This window comes from Nitrosopumilus sp., assembly GCF_025699125.1.
Lineage (GTDB): Archaea > Thermoproteota > Nitrososphaeria > Nitrososphaerales > Nitrosopumilaceae > Nitrosopumilus.
This window is the reverse complement of record NZ_JAILWC010000001.1, coordinates 462,502-480,340: the sequence shown is the minus strand read 5'-3', so window position 1 is coordinate 480,340 and position 17,839 is coordinate 462,502. Positions and strand designations below refer to the sequence as shown.

Sequence of the window (17,839 nt, the reverse complement as noted above, 5' to 3'; positions counted from 1 at the left end):
ATAAGACGGCCTCGTGCAGAAGTTACAGAGAAATCACAGTTTTTGGATTGTTTTTTGCAGAGGTTTCATTAAATTTATGCTCAAATTTATCATCATTATTTTTAATAGAACTGCATTCTAATTCAGGATCTGCAGATTCAGATTCTGCCAATTTATTTCTCAAAAAGAATATACCGATAAGAGTAATTCCCAGAGAAATTAAATCAATGACTGTAATTTGTTCAGATAGAAATACACCGGCAAAAATAATTCCAAATACTGAAGTTGTAGAATATAACAAAACAGTTCTTACAGCACCAATTAATTTTAATCCTGCAAAAAATAACAGAGTAGACATACCAGTACCAAATATAGAAATGAGTACAATATTTGGAATATATTCTAACTCAAAATCCATTGGAATTTCAAGTAAGAATAAAAATGATAGTGCAATTATTGCACAAAAAAATGAAGTAATCTGTGTTACTCTTCTAGTATCATATTTGTCGCCCACATACTTGCAAATTGTAATATCAGCAGCATAAAGAAGCCCAGAAAGAATAATCAAAAGATCACCGGTAGCTAGGTGCTCAAAATTCATTCCATTTTGATAAATATTATTTCCGATTGGAATTATCATCATTCCAATGATGATCATAGAAAAAGGGATGCATTCTTTTATGTTAATTCGTTCTTTGAAAATGACCATTGCAAGAACTAATGAAAAAATGATTTCACTGTTACTAAAAATAGATGCGTTTACTGCAGATGAGTTTTGTAGACCAAAAAAATATGTTGAAAGTGCAGCTACCTCAGATAATCCAATTAAAGCCATAAACAAAATATCTTTTTGAGAGAATTTACTAATTGCGTCAGTTTTACGTGCTATAGGCGTAAAAAAAGCCGTACAGATCATGTAAATTAAAAAGGTCATGAAAATAGGATTAATTTCCATTGTGTTTAACCCCATGTCCAATAGGGGTTTTGACAACACATGTACAAGGGATGAAAGCATAGCTGCAAGTATGATAAAATAATATCCATATTGTGACTTTTTGCTGCAGAGTTTAATTTTCAATTAATCCCACATCTGGGATCAATGTCATGCTTTAATAGTGTGATCTTATTGTTTAATAAATTAAATTTGGATTGTTTGAAAGATCGAGCTTTTGAGAATATCAGAATCAGATAATTGAACATCAACAGTCAACTTGTCTTTTTCAATGTTAATTTTCAAGTTACTAAATGCACAAGCATATTTGTTGATTTTTTTATTGTCAACAACGATTTGTTCTGTTTGATATATCAGTCCGTCATCAATTAGACTGTTTATTTTTCGATATCCAGAAGTTCTAGGTAGTTGACAGTCCTTCAAAATATCATTAATTATTTTTGGTGAACTTGAAACTGACTCGATTATTTTCTTCTTTTCTAAATCACCAAACGCCTGTAAAATGACAGAGTTTACGTATGAATCAGACAAAGTATACCAATGATCTTTTGATTTGTTGGATTTTGTATGAAAAATATTTTCAAATATTTTTTTCTCTATTCCATCAGCACCTTTTCCAAAAAATTCTCTCAGCACAAGATCTAGTTTATCAAATTCTTCTATAGATTGAGTGATCGAAAGTCCAAATTTTTCAAATAAACGGTCATCTATTTTTTTTACAGTTTTTGCACCCAGATTTTTTGCAATGATTTCGTTAAGAGATTTTGCTAACAAATGATCTAACCCAGACATCACATATTCATACATTATCTAGTTTATTAGTTTTTTTTATGGGAATAACAGGAATTTTTAATAAATAGTCATTCCCAAATTTGGGATATGCCCATTCAGATTTTTGATGAGGAAAACATTAGAAATATGCCTAATGAAGAGAGATTCAATTATTGTGAAGAAGTGTTGAAACAGGAACAAGACGAATCTAAACGATGGGATGCAGTTTGGCTAGCTGGGGAATTAGCTGAGGATACCAACAACAATGATAGAATGCGCAAAAAAGTTGCAGATCTCATGGAATGGGTATTAAGAAATGATACTAACGGAGTAGTAAAACATGAAGCTAGTTTTCAAATCGCTGCAAGAAATTTGAGAGACAAAATTCCCCTATTGTTAGAAATATCATTAAATGATAAGAGCATATTGTCAAAACATGAGGCAATTGAAGCCTTAGGATTGATGAGAGCGTTTGAAGTTGAAGAGAAGATCAAATTGGCATTAAATGATCCAAACATAGATGTCAAAGAAACTGCAGAATTCGTGTTAAAAAGATTTAACAGGTTAAAAAATCATGGAGAGTACAAACCACACAATATTTTATAGGCATGGCTATAAAAATAAAATTTCATAAACAAAATAAATTTAGGAAGTATTTCTTGTGAAAGATGTATGGAATGGATTATGTGAAAAATGTGATCATAAATCATGTTGTAATGATTATGTAACTCCGTTTTTGACACCAAATGAATTTCAAAACATAAAAAAAATAAAAGATGAATATTTTGCCGATAAAGTATTAATAAAAAATATCAAAGGATATGCACTTAAAAAGAAAAAAGATACAAATGAATGCATTTTTTGGAACAATGCTCAAGGATGCACCATCTATCAAACAAGACCATTTGATTGTAAATTGTTTCCATTTGATATTTACAAGATAAACGGAAAATATACGTGGATAGTTTACTCATGTAATGAAAATGCAGATTGGACATGGTCTGAAGAAATTTTAAAAATATTGGAAAAAGAGGTGATAACACAAGATGTGATAGAACATTTAGATGCATTTGCAGATCTTGGTCGACTAGACGCGTCAGATAAATCCTACAAATATATCAAATTAAGAAAAGTGAAAATCAATTTTAATACAAGATAAAAATTGTATTATCATGAGTGTAGATATAGTACCAGATAAATTAAAAAATTCAATTAATTTAAAAATAATAGCAGTAATTGTTCTTGGAGTTATTGGATTTCATTATTTGGTGAATAATTTAGAGGATCCAGACATGTATGTTTATGCATTTTCAATGGCAATTCCTTTTTCAGCAAGCATTTTTGCTTTTATCACTTCAAAAAAATATGACAGCACACTAGTGTATTATAAAGCATTTATCACGTTAGGCATTGCATTAATGGGGATATTTCTAGGAGAGTTGACATATTTTATTTATGAGCAATTTCTCAACCTTGATCCATATCCCTCAATTGCCGATGTATTTTTTTTCTTATTTTATCCAGGCATAATTTTTTTCATGATTGTCAATATCAGATTTTTTTCATCTGAAACAAGCAAGTTAAAAAAAATCTCACTCATCACCATTCCATTAACAATCACAGGATCATATTTTTTACTTACATTTACTGAAGAAATTAATTTTGACTTTTTGTATGGTTTAATTTTTGTAGGTGCCACATCAATCGCTCTAGGAATTTCAATTCACACTGCGTTGATTTTTAGAGGAGGAATAGTGGGAGCATCATGGATATTAATAGTCATAGGAATTATTTTAATTGTAAGTGGAGATGTATGGTATTATTATATAGAATTACTAGATGAATATTCATTAGGACATCCAGTAAATATTTTCTGGTATTCCGGGTACTTGATAATTTTGTATGCAATGTATAACCATAGAAAAACCATTTAGATCATTATTTTTTAATTCAAACTACAGTTAAAAAATTTAACAATGATGCAAATAAACTTTTGATTATAAAACAAATTATCATAGTAACAAAGATCACTCAGAAAAAAACTGTGTATGAGTTTTAGATAGTTTTGCAATTTTTTTGTTTATTGCTGCAACGTCATTTTTTGACAATGTAGGTTTTTCATTCTTGACTATTTTACATTCTTTGGTAATTGGCAAATCTTTGATGTTGGAATATTGTTCAAATGTAAGCAATGCAATTTCTGATTTTTTATCACCCTTGAACATGAATTTTACCAGTAATGATGGGGATTCATCATCCATATAATCATAGTTTATGAATATAATAAAAAGAGTTCTGTCACAATATAAAAACAACTTTTAGAATCCAAGTCAAACTCATCATAAAATAAGAAACAATTAAGAAATAGAAAAATATGAAAGATTCATGGCAGTCAAGATAAAATGTTCACATATTCTTGTATCAAAACAAAGTGAGGCACTTGCAATTTTAGACAGGATCAAAAAGGGAGAAAAATTTGGAAAATTGGCAAAAGAAGTGTCAATCGATTCAGGGAGTGCAAAGAAAGACGGAAGTTTAGGCTACTTTACTAGAGGAATGATGGTAAAACCATTTGAAGAGGCAGCATTCAAGCTTCAAAACGGAGAGATTTCAGAACCAATAAAAACAGAATTTGGGTACCACATCATCAAAAGATTTGAGTGAGTTTTATTGTATGGATTTTGATTTTATTACCACATCAACATCATCATCAATTTTCTGACTAATTTTCTTAAAATTTGCTCTAATTTGTGCATGTAATTTTTTCTCTTTTTGAATCAACCCTATCATTTCTTTTGATTTTTGTCTATTCGAATGCATCAATAGGATCACCGAAAAGAGTTTAGAGATGCATATTAATTTCCACACCGAAAAAAATAAAATAAAATACACAACATTTTTTGGGCCAAAATAGAAAAAAGGTTCATGGCAACCATATCTGAGAAGGACATAGAAGAAATTCTCACATATTTAGAAAAATCAATTATGAATCTGACAAAACAGACATTTGAGAATTTTGAGATTGGTGGCGAATTTCAAGATGCAAAAAAATTTCTAGAAAACCAATATGAATTAAGGCTGGAAAATCTGCTTATCGCAAAAAATAGCAGCACACATCACTTAGAATCAGGAATGAAGAATAAAATCATCCAAAGTAAGCAAAAGATTTTTGAAAAAATTTCTAAACAATATAGAATCTAAAGAAACGCATCAAGTCCTGTTTTCTGGGATTCAATTTCATGATTTTTTTCTAACATTTTGGTCATTTTATCTCCCATGGATTTTGCTACAGTCATCTTTCTTTTTCCTATCCAATAGTATGTTTCATCAATAGTGTTTTTTGCAATTAACACAACTAGTTTTCCAATGTCTTTTCTTCCGGTTCTGCCCCTTCTTTGAATGAATCTAATAGAGCTTGGAACATTATCATAAAAAATCACTTGATTTACTTCGGCAATATCCAGTCCCTCCTCACCAACACGAGTTGCAACCAATACTTGAAAAAGACCATCCCTGAATTTTTGTACAGTCTCAATCTGCTTTTTTTGTTTTAACCCAGCATCGCCTGCTTTTCCAATTAATATTCCTGCAGAGATTCCCATCTCAGTCAACTTATTGAAAATCAAATCAACGGAATCACGATAACTTGTAAAAATTAGAGCCTTTCCGGGAACAGATTCAAGAATTTCTTTGAGTTTTGGAATTTTTGAATGCTCAATTCCTCGTGATTGTGCTTCTTTTGCAAGATGTATTGCCCTTGTAAAATTAGGATCAACCTCAAAGAGTTCCTTGATTCCAACACCTTTTTTTGCCTGTGCACGCTCACAGAATTTCAGAAAAGGAGTAATCCCATGAGCCTCCAATATGTTCAATGCATAATGGATTCTAATTCCTGTAAAGAGAGGTTTTGCAGAACGTCTGTTCTGATTTAATACAAATTGTCTAATTCTAAGAAGTGCAGAAAGGGATTGCTGCTCTGCCATCCGAATGCCGTTTTTTCTCAAAGTTTCATATCTTTCATCCAATGCCAATTTCAGTAATTTCTGAATCGATTTTAATTCAGGCGGAAGTTCTACGTTAATCCATTCTGTATGAGTTTCTTGTGTGTATGGTTTTACATCAGGACTATCCTCTCTTCTTTCAGCTACGCTAGAAATTCGAAGTTTAGTTAGAATCTCTGTTGCTTTTTCTTTCTCACTTGGAAGAGTTGCAGTCATTCCAAGAATTCTAGCAGAAGAATTTTCAAAACTTTCGGCTATTCCAGAATATGCATAATCACCAGCAGTTCTATGCACTTCATCAAAAATCACCAGACTGAATTGATCAGGAGTGATGATTCCACGAATTAAATCATTGCGTGCAATTTCAGGAGTAGCGCAAATCACGCTATTATTCCAGAGTTTGGTTCTTTTTGGTATTGGATCTTCACCAGTAATTAACGAAATATCATCCAGAGTAAGATTTTCTTTTAGAAATTCAAAATGCTGGTTTACCAAAACTCGTGTTGGTGCAAGAAATAAGATTCCACCAGAACCTCTTGACAAATATTCTGCAATAACTTGTAACGCAATCGCAGTTTTCCCTAGACCAGTAGGCAAAACCACAATACAGTTTTCCCCTATTGCTTGATTTGCAAGATTAACTTGGTAATCACGTTTTTCAATAGAATTTTTTTGCACATATTTTTTCTCAAGATATTGATTCAACCTAAAATATGAATCGGAATTTATTGATTTTATGCTTTCGTGTAGTAAAGTATTAGCTATTGCATGCTTTCTTGTTTATTTGAGAACAACCCCCAGGCACAATTCATGCGTAATTTCAGCCATTTTTGAGGTATAGAGGCCATGATTTTCTAAGAAAAAAAAGTCTGGTTTTTGGACAATATGGAAAAAAGAAGATTTGAAAAACAGGATCATTCCAGTTTTTTCTTGGCTTTGATAATCATTAATGTCTCTTCACGAAGATGTTTTTTCAATAAGCGTTCATGATCTTTTTTGTGAGCGCTGTATGCTTTGTTGAGAGCCTGTTTTGTCTTTGCTCTTTTAACTGCATTTTGAAATTTTTTGTGAATGACATTTACTTGAGATGAATAGCTTGCCATTGAATTGATATGCTAAACAAGGCTAAAGAAGTTTGTGATGCTTGAATTGAACCATTTCAGAATTGATCGCAAATCAATCATCAATTAACGTGATCCATATATTGAGCAGTTAAACATAATTTGTGTGAAAGATACTTTTGACAGACCCGGATGGGATGAATACTTTATGCTTCAAGCAGAATTAGCAAAACTTCGTTCAAATTGTATGACACGACAAGTTGGTGCGGTTATTGTAAGAAACCACAGACAAATAGCAACAGGATATAACGGCACGCCCCCTGGAATCAAAAATTGTTTTGAAGGAGGATGTAAAAGATGCACCCTGAGAATGGAGGGAAAAATTGAATCAGGCGCATCACTTGACAGGTGTCTCTGTAATCATGCAGAAGCAAACGCGATAATGCATTGTGCGATTTTAGGAATAGAAGCAGGTATTGAAGGGGCAATTCTGTACACAACATTTGTTCCATGTTTAGAATGCACAAAAATGGCAATTACAATCGGAATTAGAAAATTTGTTTGTCTTGACTCTTATCCTGAAACAGATTATGATTTACTAAAAGAAGCAGGAGTGGAAGTTATTCAACTAGAAAAAAACAAAATTGCAAAATGGGCAAGCCAACTAGTAAACAAATACGAGAAATCCGTGTAAGAAAATGCAAGTAAATGTTACAAAGACCGATGAGGTTGAATCAATGTCTCCATCTATGCTAGTATCTGCAACATATGACAATAATTCAAAATCAGCAATTTTAAAATTCTACAATCCAGAATCTCAAAAATTAATTTTATGGAAGGATGAAACAGGGCATAAACCATACTGCTATTCGCGATTAGCTCCAGACGAGTTAGATTTTCTTCAAGAAAGAGAAGACGTTATTGAAATCAAGACTGTTCAGCGACACGATCTAATAACAGATAAAGAAATCAGCATGTCAAAAATTACAGTTGCTGATCCATTAGCGATTGGTGGAACTACAGGAGACAAAAGTATCAGAAACATTATTGAGACATGGGAGTCAGACATCAAATATTATGAAAATTATCTATATGACAGAAAATTAATTGTTGGCAAATATTATGAAGTAGTAGACAAAAAACTAAAACCACATGATTTGGAAATTTCTGATGAAGTAAAAATTGCTCTAAAAAGTTTGCTTTGGGATAAAGTAGACAGTGAAAGCATGGCCGATTCTGAAGAATTCAAAAAATACATTACAGAATGGGCAGACTTACTAAATCAACCAATCCCAAAAATAAAAAGACTCAGTTTGGATATAGAGGTCGAAGCTGAGATTGGAAGAATACCAGATCCAAAAATCGCAGAGAAAAAAGTAACTGCGATTGGAATGAAGGGTTCAGATGGATTTGATCAGATTTTCGTTCTCCGCACAGAAGATACAGAGGAAGGAAAAAACGAACTAGACCAAAACGTCAAGATCACATTTTATGATTCAGATAAAGAAAGGGAAATGATACAAGATGCTTTTCAAATTATCAAAGAATTTCCATTTGTAGTAACCTATAACGGAGATGAATTTGACTTACCGTATCTATACAACAGGGCAGAAAGACTGGGGATAAAAAATTCTGAAAATCCTTTTTACATGATGCGAGATTCTGCAACATTAAGAGAAGGAGTCCATCTTGATTTGTATAGAACTCTCTCAAATCGTTCATTTCAAATTTATGCATTTAGCCAAAAATACACTAATTTTTCACTAAATAGTGTGTCAAAGGCACTCCTTGGAAAAGAGAAAATAGATTATGGATTAGAGTTTGATCAATTATCACTGTACCAGACTGCAAATTATTGCTATAATGATGCATTGTTAACATTTGAACTTACAAGCTTCAACAATGATTTACTGATGAATCTACTTGTAATCATTGCAAGAATTGGCAGAATGCCAATTGACGATATTGCAAGAATGGGAGTATCTCAATGGATTAGAAGTTTGTTATACTATGAGCATAGACGAAGAAATTGTCTGATTCCAAAAAGAGAAGAGTTGCAGAGAAGATCAGAGGGAGTACTATCAGATGCAGTGATAAAAGATAAGAAATACAGAGGAGGTCTAGTAGTAGAACCAAAAGAAGGAATTCATTTTGATGTGGTGGTGATGGATTTTGCCAGTCTATATCCAAGTATTATCAAAGTAAGAAATCTGTCATATGAGACAGTAAGATGCTCACATGAAGAATGTAAGAAAAATATTATAGAGCAAACAAATCATTGGACTTGTTCTAAAAGAAACGGGCTGACATCAATGATTATCGGATCATTAAGGGATTTGAGAGTAAATTATTACAAAAGCCTATCAAAAAAAGAAACCCTAACTGATGAGCAAAGACAGCAATATACAGTAGTCAGTCAAGCACTCAAGGTAATTTTAAACGCCAGTTATGGGGTAATGGGGGCAGAGATTTTTCCATTATATTTTCTGCCAGTAGCAGAAGCTACAACAGCAATAGGAAGACACACCATTTTAGAGACAATTAAAAAATGTGAAGGTGTGGGAATCGAAGTACTCTACGGGGATACAGATTCGCTGTTTATCAAAAAACCAACTAAAGAGCAGATTCAAACAGTAATAGAGCAAGCAAAAAGAGATCATGGTGTAGATCTAGAGATTGACAAAACATATCGATATTGTGTATTAAGCAATAGAAAGAAAAATTATCTGGGAGTTACAAAGGATGGAAATGTAGATGTCAAAGGACTAACAGGAAAAAAGTCACACACACCGCCATTCATCAGAAAATTATTTTATGAATTATTAGATGTTTTATCCAAAGTTCAAACAGTGGAAGATTTTGTAAAAGCAAAACAACAGATTTCAGAAAAAATATCAACATGTGGAAAAAAAGTAGAAGCAAAGGAAATCCCGCTAGAAGATTTGACGTTTAATGTAATGCTCAGTAAAGCACCATCAGAATACACAAAAACTATTCCTCAACACATTAGAGCAGCTAAACAACTAGAGACAATCAGAGAGATAAAAAAAGGCGACAGAATTTCATATATTAAAATCCTAAACAAACCAGGGGTAAAACCAGTTGAGATGGCAAAAAAAGAAGAAATTGATTCAAAAAAATACATGGAATTCATGGAAGCAACGTTAGAACAGATAACATCGTCTATGAATTTGGATTTTGATACAATTTTGGGAAAACCAAAACAAACAGGATTAGATGAATTTTTTTGGAGTTAAAAAATGGAAATTGACGGAATGCTTCTCACTATCCTAGGAGTATCCGCAGGAATTTTGATTCTTACCGGATGGATAGAGCAGATTTACAAAGGATACAAGACAAAAAGCCTAAAAGACATCTCGAAATTTTTAATGATATTCATTTCCGCAGGAGCAATTTTGTGGTTAATTTACGGAGTTATTGTATCAGATGTATTTATCATAGGCACAAATATTACAGCAATTGTTCTAATGATGATAGTTTTGGCAATGAAGAGAAACTACGACAAACTATCAAAAACAAATCAAATCTAATCAAGAATTAAATAGAATACGAAAAAATCCACAGGAAGATGTTTGTTATTAATTGTAAAAACTATGAAGAGATTTCAGGGGACAAAATAATAAAATTTGTAAAAACAGCTGAAAAAATTTCTAAAAAATATAAAACTAAAATTGCAATTGCTCCACCTCAACATTTAATCGGATTGGTTGCAAAGAGTACAATTCCAATTTTTGCCCAGCACATAGATGACTCAAAAATTGGAAGTACTACAGGATTTGTTATTCCAGAATTGCTAAAAATATCCAAAGTGAAAGGTTCACTGATTAATCACAGCGAACATAGAATCTCCAGCAAAGAGATTGAAAAATTAATTTTGAAATTAAAAGAATTGAAAATGATATCAGTGCTTTGTGTGAAAGATATTGTAGAAGTAAAAAAATATGTTAAATTGAATCCAGATTATATTGCAATAGAACCACCAGAGCTAATCGGATCAGGAAAGGCAGTATCAAAAGAAAAACCAGGTTTAATCTCAAAGGCTGCCGAAGCTGTAAAGAATGCAAAAAACAATACCAAACTGCTTTGTGGGGCAGGAATAGTTTCTGGAGAAGATGTCTCAAAAGCAATCGAGTTAGGTTCCAAAGGGATTCTTGTTGCAAGTGGAATAGTTAAATCAAAAAATTGGAACAGCATAATGTCTGAATTTGCCAAGTCAATGGTTTAATACCCCCTTTTTTGGATTGGTTAATCGTAAAAAATGAAACAAGTTTATTTTTATGATGAAGGAGACGGCAAAAACAAGAAACTCCTAGGGGGCAAAGGAGCAGGTCTGTGTGAAATGACCAAACTAAAGCTACCAGTTCCTCCAGGGTTTACAATTACTACTGAAGTTTGTAGAAAATACTATGAAAATAATAAAAAATTACCAAAAACACTCATGGCAGACGTTAAAAGGAATATTGCAAAAATTGAAAAAAGAACAGGTAAAAAATGGAATTCTAAAACAAACCCATTACTGGTTTCCGTCAGATCAGGAGCAGCAATTTCCATGCCAGGAATGATGGATACAATACTAAATCTGGGATTAAATGATCAGACAGTTTTGGGACTGGTAGAAAAAAGTCAAAATCCAAGATTTGCATGGGACTCCTACAGGAGATTCGTCCAATTATTTGGCAAAGTAGTGTTTGGAGTAGACGATAAGAAATTTGATGATGTCTTAAATGCAGCAAAGAAAAAACAGAACGTCCAAGTGGATAGCGATTTGAATGAAGAATCACTAAGAGAAGTAGTAGAACAATATAAACAAATTTGTGATAAACACACAGGAAGGAAATTTCCAACAGACCCAACTGAACAAGTAGAGCTTGCAATTAAAGCAGTATTTGGAAGCTGGATGGGAGAAAGGGCAATTGTATACAGAGAGAAAAATAACATTACAAAAGACATTGCAGATGGAACTGCAGTAAACATTGTATCAATGGCATTTGGAAACATGGGAAATGATTGTGCCACAGGCGTTGTATTTACGAGAAACCCAGGAGACGGTTCACGTCAAATTTATGGAGAATATCTGATTAATGCACAAGGGGAAGACGTAGTAGCTGGAGTAAGAACTGGAAAACAAGTTAATGAAATGAAAAAAGATCTTCCAGAATCATACAAACAGTTAGCAAAAACATGTGAAAGACTAGAAAAACATTACAAAGAACCTCAAGATATAGAATTTACAATTGAGCAGGGAAAATTCTATTTGCTACAAACAAGAAATGCAAAAATGAATGCATCAGGAATGATCAAGACTTCGGTAGACATGGTAAAAGAAAAACTAATTGACAAAAACAGAGCAATTACCAGACTTCAAGCTGAACAGCTAGAACAATTACTACACAAAAGGATTGATCCAAAGGAAATTAAAAATTATACCCAATTGGCAAAAGGAATTGCAGCATCGCCAGGAGCTGCCAGCGGAATTGCGGTACTTGATGTCAAAAGAGCAACTGCAATGGGAGAAAATGGGGCCAAAGTTATTCTGATTAGGGAAGAAACAAAACCCGAAGATGTGCCTGCATTCTTTGAATCAGTAGGAATTCTAACTAGCAGAGGCGGTAAAACATCTCATGCTGCAGTAGTTGCTAGAGGCATGGGCAAACCATGTATCGTAGGGTGTTCTGATTTGAAAATTGATCTTGATAACAAACAATGTAGTGTCGACGGAAAAGTAGTTCGAGAAGGAGAGATAATTACAATCGATGGGAGTACAGGAAGCGTATACATTGGAGACATCCCCACAATCGAACCCAAAGTCACATCAGAGTTTAAACAAATCCTAGAATGGGCTCAAAAAGCAAAAAAAATTGGAATCAGAGCAAACGCAGACACGCCCGAAGGGGCAAAACTTGCAAGAGAATTTGGAGGTCAAGGTATTGGATTATGCAGAACAGAGAGAATGTTCAATGGAAGTGATAGAATCAATCTGTTTGTAGAGATGATAATGGCAGAAAATATTGAAGAGAGAAGCAAAATTTTAACAAAACTAGGCCAATTGCAAAAGAGCGATTTTATTGAAATTCTTCAAGCAATGGAAGGATACGAGGTTACAATCAGATTACTAGATCCTCCGCTACATGAATTCTTACCAAATCCTGAAGAACTTGCGGAAAAAATTCACAAGTTGGAATTACAAAATGCAACTGAAGAACTCAACAAAGCAAAAACAGTTCTAAAGAGAGCAAGAGAGTTAGCAGAAGTCAATCCAATGATGGGTCACAGAGGAGTCAGAGTTGGAATAACATATCCAGAAATTTATGAAATGCAGATTCGTGCAGTATTTGAAGCATTAGTTGAGTTAACAAAGAAAAAAGTCAAAGCCCATCCTCAAATCATGATTCCACAAATAAGCAGTATTGCAGAATTAAATCACATAAAGAAAATTTATGATTCCATCAAAAAAGAGATGGAGGCAAAACACAAAATGAAATTAAAAATTAATTTTGGAACAATGATAGAAGTGGTAAGAGCAGCACTTACTGCCAATGAACTTGCAAGTACTGCAGAATTCTTTAGTTTTGGCACCAACGATTTAACTCAAGGAACATTCAGTTTTAGTAGAGAAGACGTTGAAGGAAAGTTCCTCCCAGAGTATATGGAAAAGGAGCTTTTAGAAAGAAACCCATTCCAATCAATTGATGTCAATGGTGTTGGAAGTCTAATCAAAATAGGCATTGCAGGTGGGCGTGGAATAAGACCAAATATGGAAATTGGAATTTGTGGAGAGCACGGAGGAGATCCAAATTCTATCAAATTCTGTCACGGTGCAGGATTAAGTTATGTAAGTGCTTCACCACATAGAATCCCCATTGCAATTGTAGCAGCTGCACAAGCTGCAATTGAGCAGCCAAAAAAGACAAAATCAAAGAAAAAATAAATAATTCTTAATCAATTATTCCATCATGGCAAAAAGCATTAGCTGTTCTGATGCTGGAAAAGATTGTGGATGGTCCGCAACCGCACCAACAGAAAAAGAACTAATGGAAAAAGTGACTCAACACGTGATAGAAAATCACAAAGAAATTGAATTAAACTCAGAATCAATATCCAAGATAAAATCACTAATTAAAGAAATCTAAAACCACTGACAGGCAGTAAAAATTTTCCTAAAGCTATAGATTTTAAAACTGAACAAGATAATCCAAATTGGATTGTTACCACGTATTGATTCAATTAAACAAATAAGACAAAAAATAGGAATCACCCAAAAAAAACTTGCGACAATGACAGGGGTCAGTACATCAATGATTAATCAAATCGAATCAGGTAGAAGCCAACCAAGCTACGATACTGCAAAGAAGATTTTTGACAGTCTTGCAAAATTAGAAGGAGAATCATCATCACATACAGCAGGAGATTTTTGTAGCAAAGATATTGTAAAACTAAAACCATCCAACACGTTACATGACGCAATCAAAAAGATGCATCAATTATCCATCAGTCAAATTCCAGTTTTTAATAATTCCGAAGTAGTTGGAGTTGTATCAGAAGATGGCATCGTAAAGCATCTAGCAGATGTCGGAGAGTCAGAACTAAAAAAAGCAAAACTTGCAGATACCATGGATCCCGTTCCACCAATAGTAGATTTTGACACACCAGCAAATGTTCTAATCCCGTTAATCAGATACTCAAAATGCATTCTGGTTTCAAAGAAATCAAAAATTGTTGGAATAATTTCAGCTTCAGATACTTTGAAAATGATGGAATGATTATTGCTTAGGATGTGAACATAGTTCTGCGAGAACTCCATGCAGAGATTTTGGATGAATGAAAGTAACTTTGGTTCCTGCAGAGCCAGGTCTTATTTGCCCCAAGAATTGTATTCCACATCCCTCCATTCTTTCTACCTCACCTTCAATGTTATCAGTTTCCAATGCCATATGATGTAATCCAGGACCTTTTTTATCAAGAAACTTTTTGATTGGGCTTGAATCATTTGTAGGTTGCATTAATTCAACACGACCATTTTCCAAATGAATAATTGCAACCTTTACACCTTCAGTTTCTACTGTTTCAAATTCTACATTGTCGACACCTAGTGCTTGCTGATACACTTTGGCTGATTCCTCAACATCGTTTACTGCAATTGCAATATGATCAATTTTCATCTAAAAGACTTCGTTAACTTACAGTATTAATGGATTTATTTTATTTTAAATTATAGCAAATAATCAAATTTTAAGTCCCAGAGAGAACTTGCCAAATTAATTCAAGACATTATTGCAACTATGCATGAAATATGTTTATTTTTACTAGTATGACAAGGGTTATTCTGAGGTAAAATCCAAAGTATCAGCACATCCATTTATGGAATTGTTATTTTTGATTCATTATGAGCCAGAGAAAATAAGAAGAGAACAAATACAGCAAGATCAATAAACAGTATGGCTAAATCTAAAAATAAGAATAAAATACAAATCAATAAAAACAATAAAACAACGCCAAACAATCTAAAGAAAAAACAGTATTTGGAATCTTATGAGGAATTAAAAAAATCCATAGAAAATGACCAAAAGTAACAGAAAGCATTTCATAAAATGCAAATTTTGTGGCAAGTCTGATCATGTAGAATATTTAGGCGGACTAGACTGGTTTTGCAATAAGAGATGTCATTATAATTATAGACACTTAAAAGACAAATGATTCTTTGTAGATTAAAATAGGCACAAATGAGAAGAGGGGAAAATTGCTCAAATACGCCAGTATATACCAGAGAGAATCCAGACAAAGTATGTTTAAAAAAATAATTGAAAAACTGAAATTTGGTTCTTCTAAAGCCAAAGTTACAGAGGATGTAAATGCATTCAAAGAATCCGAAAAGAAACAGGATTCAACAAAATGAAATACAATTGCAGATATTGTAATTTCAAATGGGAGGGAAATTCAGATACTTTTGACAAAGTACTTCTTCACGAAAAAACCCACAAAGATAAAAAGAATCAGAAAGCATCGAGTAAAAACAATGTCATTGCGTTGTAAAGTTTGTAATACACCAAGTACAAAAAATCAAATGAGTTGTAACGAAGAATGGGAATGCAATACATGTGGAAACATACTTGACATAAAGGGGAATATAAGTACCTTAGAAAAAGGAAGTGAAATCATAATAAAAGACAGGTTTTGAAGAGGACAATACGATACACTATATACTGATTCATCAATAAGAATACGTGTCAAATCAACCATACTGTGAAGTGTGTCATAAACTAAAATATCCCAGATTTGAAAAGCAGAAAAAATGTGAATGTAAAACAGAATAGAAACAAATTAAAAAATTTGAAAAAAATAATTTTGCCAGTAATTTTTTATGGAGTTTAAATTAAATCAAAAACGTTCTAGCAAGTCAAAGCAGATACAGTGTCAGTTCAGTATTGAAAATAAATTCATAAAAAATCTAATTAAAAGACTTCTTTAGGTCTGTATTCACCGAAAACTTCTCTGAAGGTATTGCTGATTTCACCCGTAGTAGCAAATGCTTTGGCAGCAGTAATGATGTAAGGCATGAGGTTTTCCTCAGTATCTGCAGCACTTTTCATAGCAGATAGTGCTTTTTCCCATTTGTTTTTGTCTCGGGATTCACGTAATTTTTTGAGGGATTTTTTCTGCTGAATTTCAACATCACCTCCAACACGAAGCAGATCAGGTTGTTTTTCTTCTTCAGAATATTTGTTCATTCCAACAATAATTCTCTCACCATCATCGATTTCTTTTTTCAGACGATACGCATTTGCTCTAATTTCAGATTGAAAGAATCCCTTTTCAATTGCTTTAACAGAACCGCCCATTTTTTGGATTTTTTTGAGATATTTCCATACTCCATCCTCAATTTGATCACATAGTTCTTCAAGATAGTATGAGCCAGCCAATGGATCTGCAGTCTTTGTAATCCCGCTTTCATGTGCAACGATTTGTTGTGTCCTCAGTGCAATTTTTGCAGACTCTTGAGTAGGAAGAGCTAGTGCTTCATCTCTAGAATTTGTATGAAGAGATTGAGTACCACCAGCAACAGCTGCCATGGTTTGAATTGCAACACGAATTATGTTATTATCAGGTTGTTGTGCAGTTAATGATTCACCACTTGTTTGAGTATGGAATTTTAATTGTAGTGAACGGGGGTTTTTTGCGTGGAACATTTCTTTAAGAATTTTGGCATAAACTTTTCTTGCAACCCTAAACTTTGCAACTTCCTCAAAGAATTCAATAGTACAACAAAAGAAGAATGAAAGACGAGGTGCAAAGTCATCAATTTTCAAGCCTTTATCCAAACAAGTTTGAATATATGCAATTGCATTTGCCAGAGTAAACGCAACTTCTTGTGTCGCAGTACATCCTGCTTCCCTCATATGATATCCTGAAATTGATACAGGATACCAAGATGGAACTTTTTCTGCGCAATATCCAATCATGTCACCTATTAATCTCATTGAGGGTTGAGGAGGATAGATGTAGGTGTTTCTTGCAATGTATTCTTTTAAAATATCATTTTGAGTGGTACCACGAAGTTCATGACTTTTGAATCCCTGTACTTCTCCAACTGCAATGTAATATGCTAGTAATGTAGAGGCAGTTGAATTAATTGTCATTGATGAACTAACTTTGCCAAGAGGGATTCCATCAAAGGCAGTCATCATATCTTTAATGGAGGTAATTGAAACACCAACTTTTCCCACCTCACCTTCTGCTTGAGGAGAATCAGAATCATAACCAATTTGAGTAGGCAAATCAAAAGCCATACTTAGACCTGTTTGACCCTTTTCCAGCATGAATTTGAATCGCTCATTAGTGAGTGTAGCATCTCCAAATCCCGAATATTGTCTCATTGTCCAGAATCTTTCACGGAACATTTCAGGATGAATGCCTCTAGTAAAAGGATATTTCCCAGCGTCTTCTACAGGTCTTTTCTTAGAGGATTTTTGATAAATTCGTTTTACTGGAAATGAGGAATCAGTGAAGATTTTCTTTTCGGGATTTTTTGATTTTATAGACTTTTTTGTTGCCATATT

At 33.3% G+C, this 17,839-nt stretch carries 20 protein-coding genes; 12 read left to right on the top strand and 8 right to left on the bottom strand.

Annotation, left to right across the window (positions count from 1 at the left end; genetic code table 11):
* Positions 1-22: 22 nt before the first annotated feature.
* Positions 23-1,057 carry a DMT family transporter gene (locus tag K5783_RS02870; protein ID WP_297472038.1) on the bottom strand — a complete coding sequence of 345 codons (1,035 nt, stop codon included), beginning with the start codon at positions 1,055-1,057 and terminating at the stop codon, positions 23-25.
* Between the two features lie 60 nt (positions 1,058-1,117).
* Positions 1,118-1,723, bottom strand: coding sequence for a hypothetical protein (locus tag K5783_RS02865; protein ID WP_297472037.1), 606 nt, complete (start codon positions 1,721-1,723; stop codon positions 1,118-1,120).
* Positions 1,724-1,810: 87 nt separating this feature from the next.
* Here K5783_RS02865 and K5783_RS02860 point away from each other — a divergent pair, with 87 nt between their 5' ends.
* From K5783_RS02860 to K5783_RS02850, 3 genes are read left to right on the top strand one after another with little or no spacing between them, the layout of a single operon-like run.
* Positions 1,811-2,308 (top strand): HEAT repeat domain-containing protein, encoded by a 498-nt coding sequence (locus K5783_RS02860; protein ID WP_297472036.1) that lies wholly within the window; start codon positions 1,811-1,813, stop codon positions 2,306-2,308.
* Positions 2,309-2,363: 55 nt separating this feature from the next.
* Entirely contained in the window at positions 2,364-2,861 is a 498-nt protein-coding gene (locus K5783_RS02855; protein ID WP_297472035.1) for a YkgJ family cysteine cluster protein, read from the top strand.
* Between the two features lie 13 nt (positions 2,862-2,874).
* Positions 2,875-3,636: a histidine kinase gene (locus tag K5783_RS02850; RefSeq protein WP_297472034.1), complete on the top strand. Its 762-nt coding sequence runs from the start codon at positions 2,875-2,877 to the stop codon at positions 3,634-3,636.
* Between the two features lie 93 nt (positions 3,637-3,729).
* Here K5783_RS02850 and K5783_RS02845 read toward each other — a convergent pair whose 3' ends face one another.
* A complete protein-coding gene (locus K5783_RS02845; RefSeq protein WP_297472033.1) occupies positions 3,730-3,963 on the bottom strand; it encodes a hypothetical protein in 234 nt (77 codons plus the stop codon).
* A 124-nt stretch (positions 3,964-4,087) separates the two neighbouring features.
* Here K5783_RS02845 and K5783_RS02840 point away from each other — a divergent pair, with 124 nt between their 5' ends.
* Positions 4,088-4,366 (top strand): peptidylprolyl isomerase, encoded by a 279-nt coding sequence (locus K5783_RS02840; protein ID WP_297472032.1) that lies wholly within the window; start codon positions 4,088-4,090, stop codon positions 4,364-4,366.
* 3 nt (positions 4,367-4,369) lie between these two features.
* Here the strand turns inward: K5783_RS02840 and K5783_RS02835 are convergent, their stop codons facing one another.
* Positions 4,370-4,522 carry a hypothetical protein gene (locus K5783_RS02835; RefSeq protein WP_297472031.1) on the bottom strand — a complete coding sequence of 51 codons (153 nt, stop codon included), beginning with the start codon at positions 4,520-4,522 and terminating at the stop codon, positions 4,370-4,372.
* 105 nt (positions 4,523-4,627) lie between these two features.
* Here K5783_RS02835 and K5783_RS02830 point away from each other — a divergent pair, with 105 nt between their 5' ends.
* The gene (locus K5783_RS02830; RefSeq protein ID WP_297472030.1) at positions 4,628-4,903 is read left to right on the top strand and encodes a hypothetical protein; all 276 of its coding nucleotides are present in this window, start codon (positions 4,628-4,630) and stop codon (positions 4,901-4,903) included.
* Here K5783_RS02830 and K5783_RS02825 read toward each other — a convergent pair.
* Both K5783_RS02825 and K5783_RS02820 read right to left on the bottom strand, forming a co-directional pair.
* A complete protein-coding gene (locus tag K5783_RS02825) occupies positions 4,900-6,408 on the bottom strand; it encodes a DEAD/DEAH box helicase (RefSeq protein WP_297472029.1) in 1,509 nt (502 codons plus the stop codon). The genes K5783_RS02830 and K5783_RS02825 overlap by 4 nt on opposite strands.
* 209 nt (positions 6,409-6,617) lie before the next feature.
* Entirely contained in the window at positions 6,618-6,806 is a 189-nt protein-coding gene (locus K5783_RS02820; RefSeq protein WP_109877166.1) for a hypothetical protein, read from the bottom strand.
* A gap of 166 nt (positions 6,807-6,972) precedes the next feature.
* On the opposite strand from K5783_RS02820, the gene K5783_RS02815 reads away from it, so the two are divergent.
* From K5783_RS02815 to K5783_RS02785, 7 genes are all read left to right on the top strand, one after another.
* Positions 6,973-7,458, top strand: a complete 486-nt coding sequence (locus K5783_RS02815; RefSeq protein ID WP_366939162.1) for a dCMP deaminase family protein — start codon at positions 6,973-6,975, stop codon at positions 7,456-7,458.
* Between the two features lie 4 nt (positions 7,459-7,462).
* Entirely contained in the window at positions 7,463-10,021 is a 2,559-nt protein-coding gene (locus K5783_RS02810) for a DNA-directed DNA polymerase I (protein ID WP_297472027.1), read from the top strand.
* Positions 10,022-10,024: 3 nt separating this feature from the next.
* Positions 10,025-10,315 carry a SemiSWEET family transporter gene (locus tag K5783_RS02805; protein ID WP_297472026.1) on the top strand — a complete coding sequence of 97 codons (291 nt, stop codon included), beginning with the start codon at positions 10,025-10,027 and terminating at the stop codon, positions 10,313-10,315.
* 38 nt (positions 10,316-10,353) lie between these two features.
* Entirely contained in the window at positions 10,354-11,010 is a 657-nt protein-coding gene (gene tpiA, locus K5783_RS02800) for a triose-phosphate isomerase (RefSeq protein WP_297472025.1), read from the top strand.
* A gap of 33 nt (positions 11,011-11,043) precedes the next feature.
* Complete coding sequence (gene ppdK, locus K5783_RS02795) at positions 11,044-13,713, top strand: pyruvate, phosphate dikinase (protein ID WP_297472024.1); 2,670 nt, start codon at positions 11,044-11,046, stop codon at positions 13,711-13,713.
* A gap of 25 nt (positions 13,714-13,738) precedes the next feature.
* The gene (locus tag K5783_RS02790; protein ID WP_297472023.1) at positions 13,739-13,915 is read left to right on the top strand and encodes a DUF1059 domain-containing protein; all 177 of its coding nucleotides are present in this window, start codon (positions 13,739-13,741) and stop codon (positions 13,913-13,915) included.
* A gap of 72 nt (positions 13,916-13,987) precedes the next feature.
* Positions 13,988-14,545 (top strand): CBS domain-containing protein, encoded by a 558-nt coding sequence (locus K5783_RS02785; protein WP_109877341.1) that lies wholly within the window; start codon positions 13,988-13,990, stop codon positions 14,543-14,545.
* On the opposite strand, the gene mce is transcribed toward K5783_RS02785, so the two are convergent.
* Both mce and K5783_RS02775 read right to left on the bottom strand, forming a co-directional pair.
* Positions 14,546-14,944, bottom strand: coding sequence for a methylmalonyl-CoA epimerase (gene mce / locus K5783_RS02780; RefSeq protein WP_109877173.1), 399 nt, complete (start codon positions 14,942-14,944; stop codon positions 14,546-14,548). It lies immediately after the preceding gene.
* Positions 14,945-16,234: 1,290 nt separating this feature from the next.
* The gene (locus tag K5783_RS02775; protein WP_297472022.1) at positions 16,235-17,836 is read right to left on the bottom strand and encodes a methylmalonyl-CoA mutase; all 1,602 of its coding nucleotides are present in this window, start codon (positions 17,834-17,836) and stop codon (positions 16,235-16,237) included.
* Between the last annotated feature and the right edge of the window lie 3 nt (positions 17,837-17,839).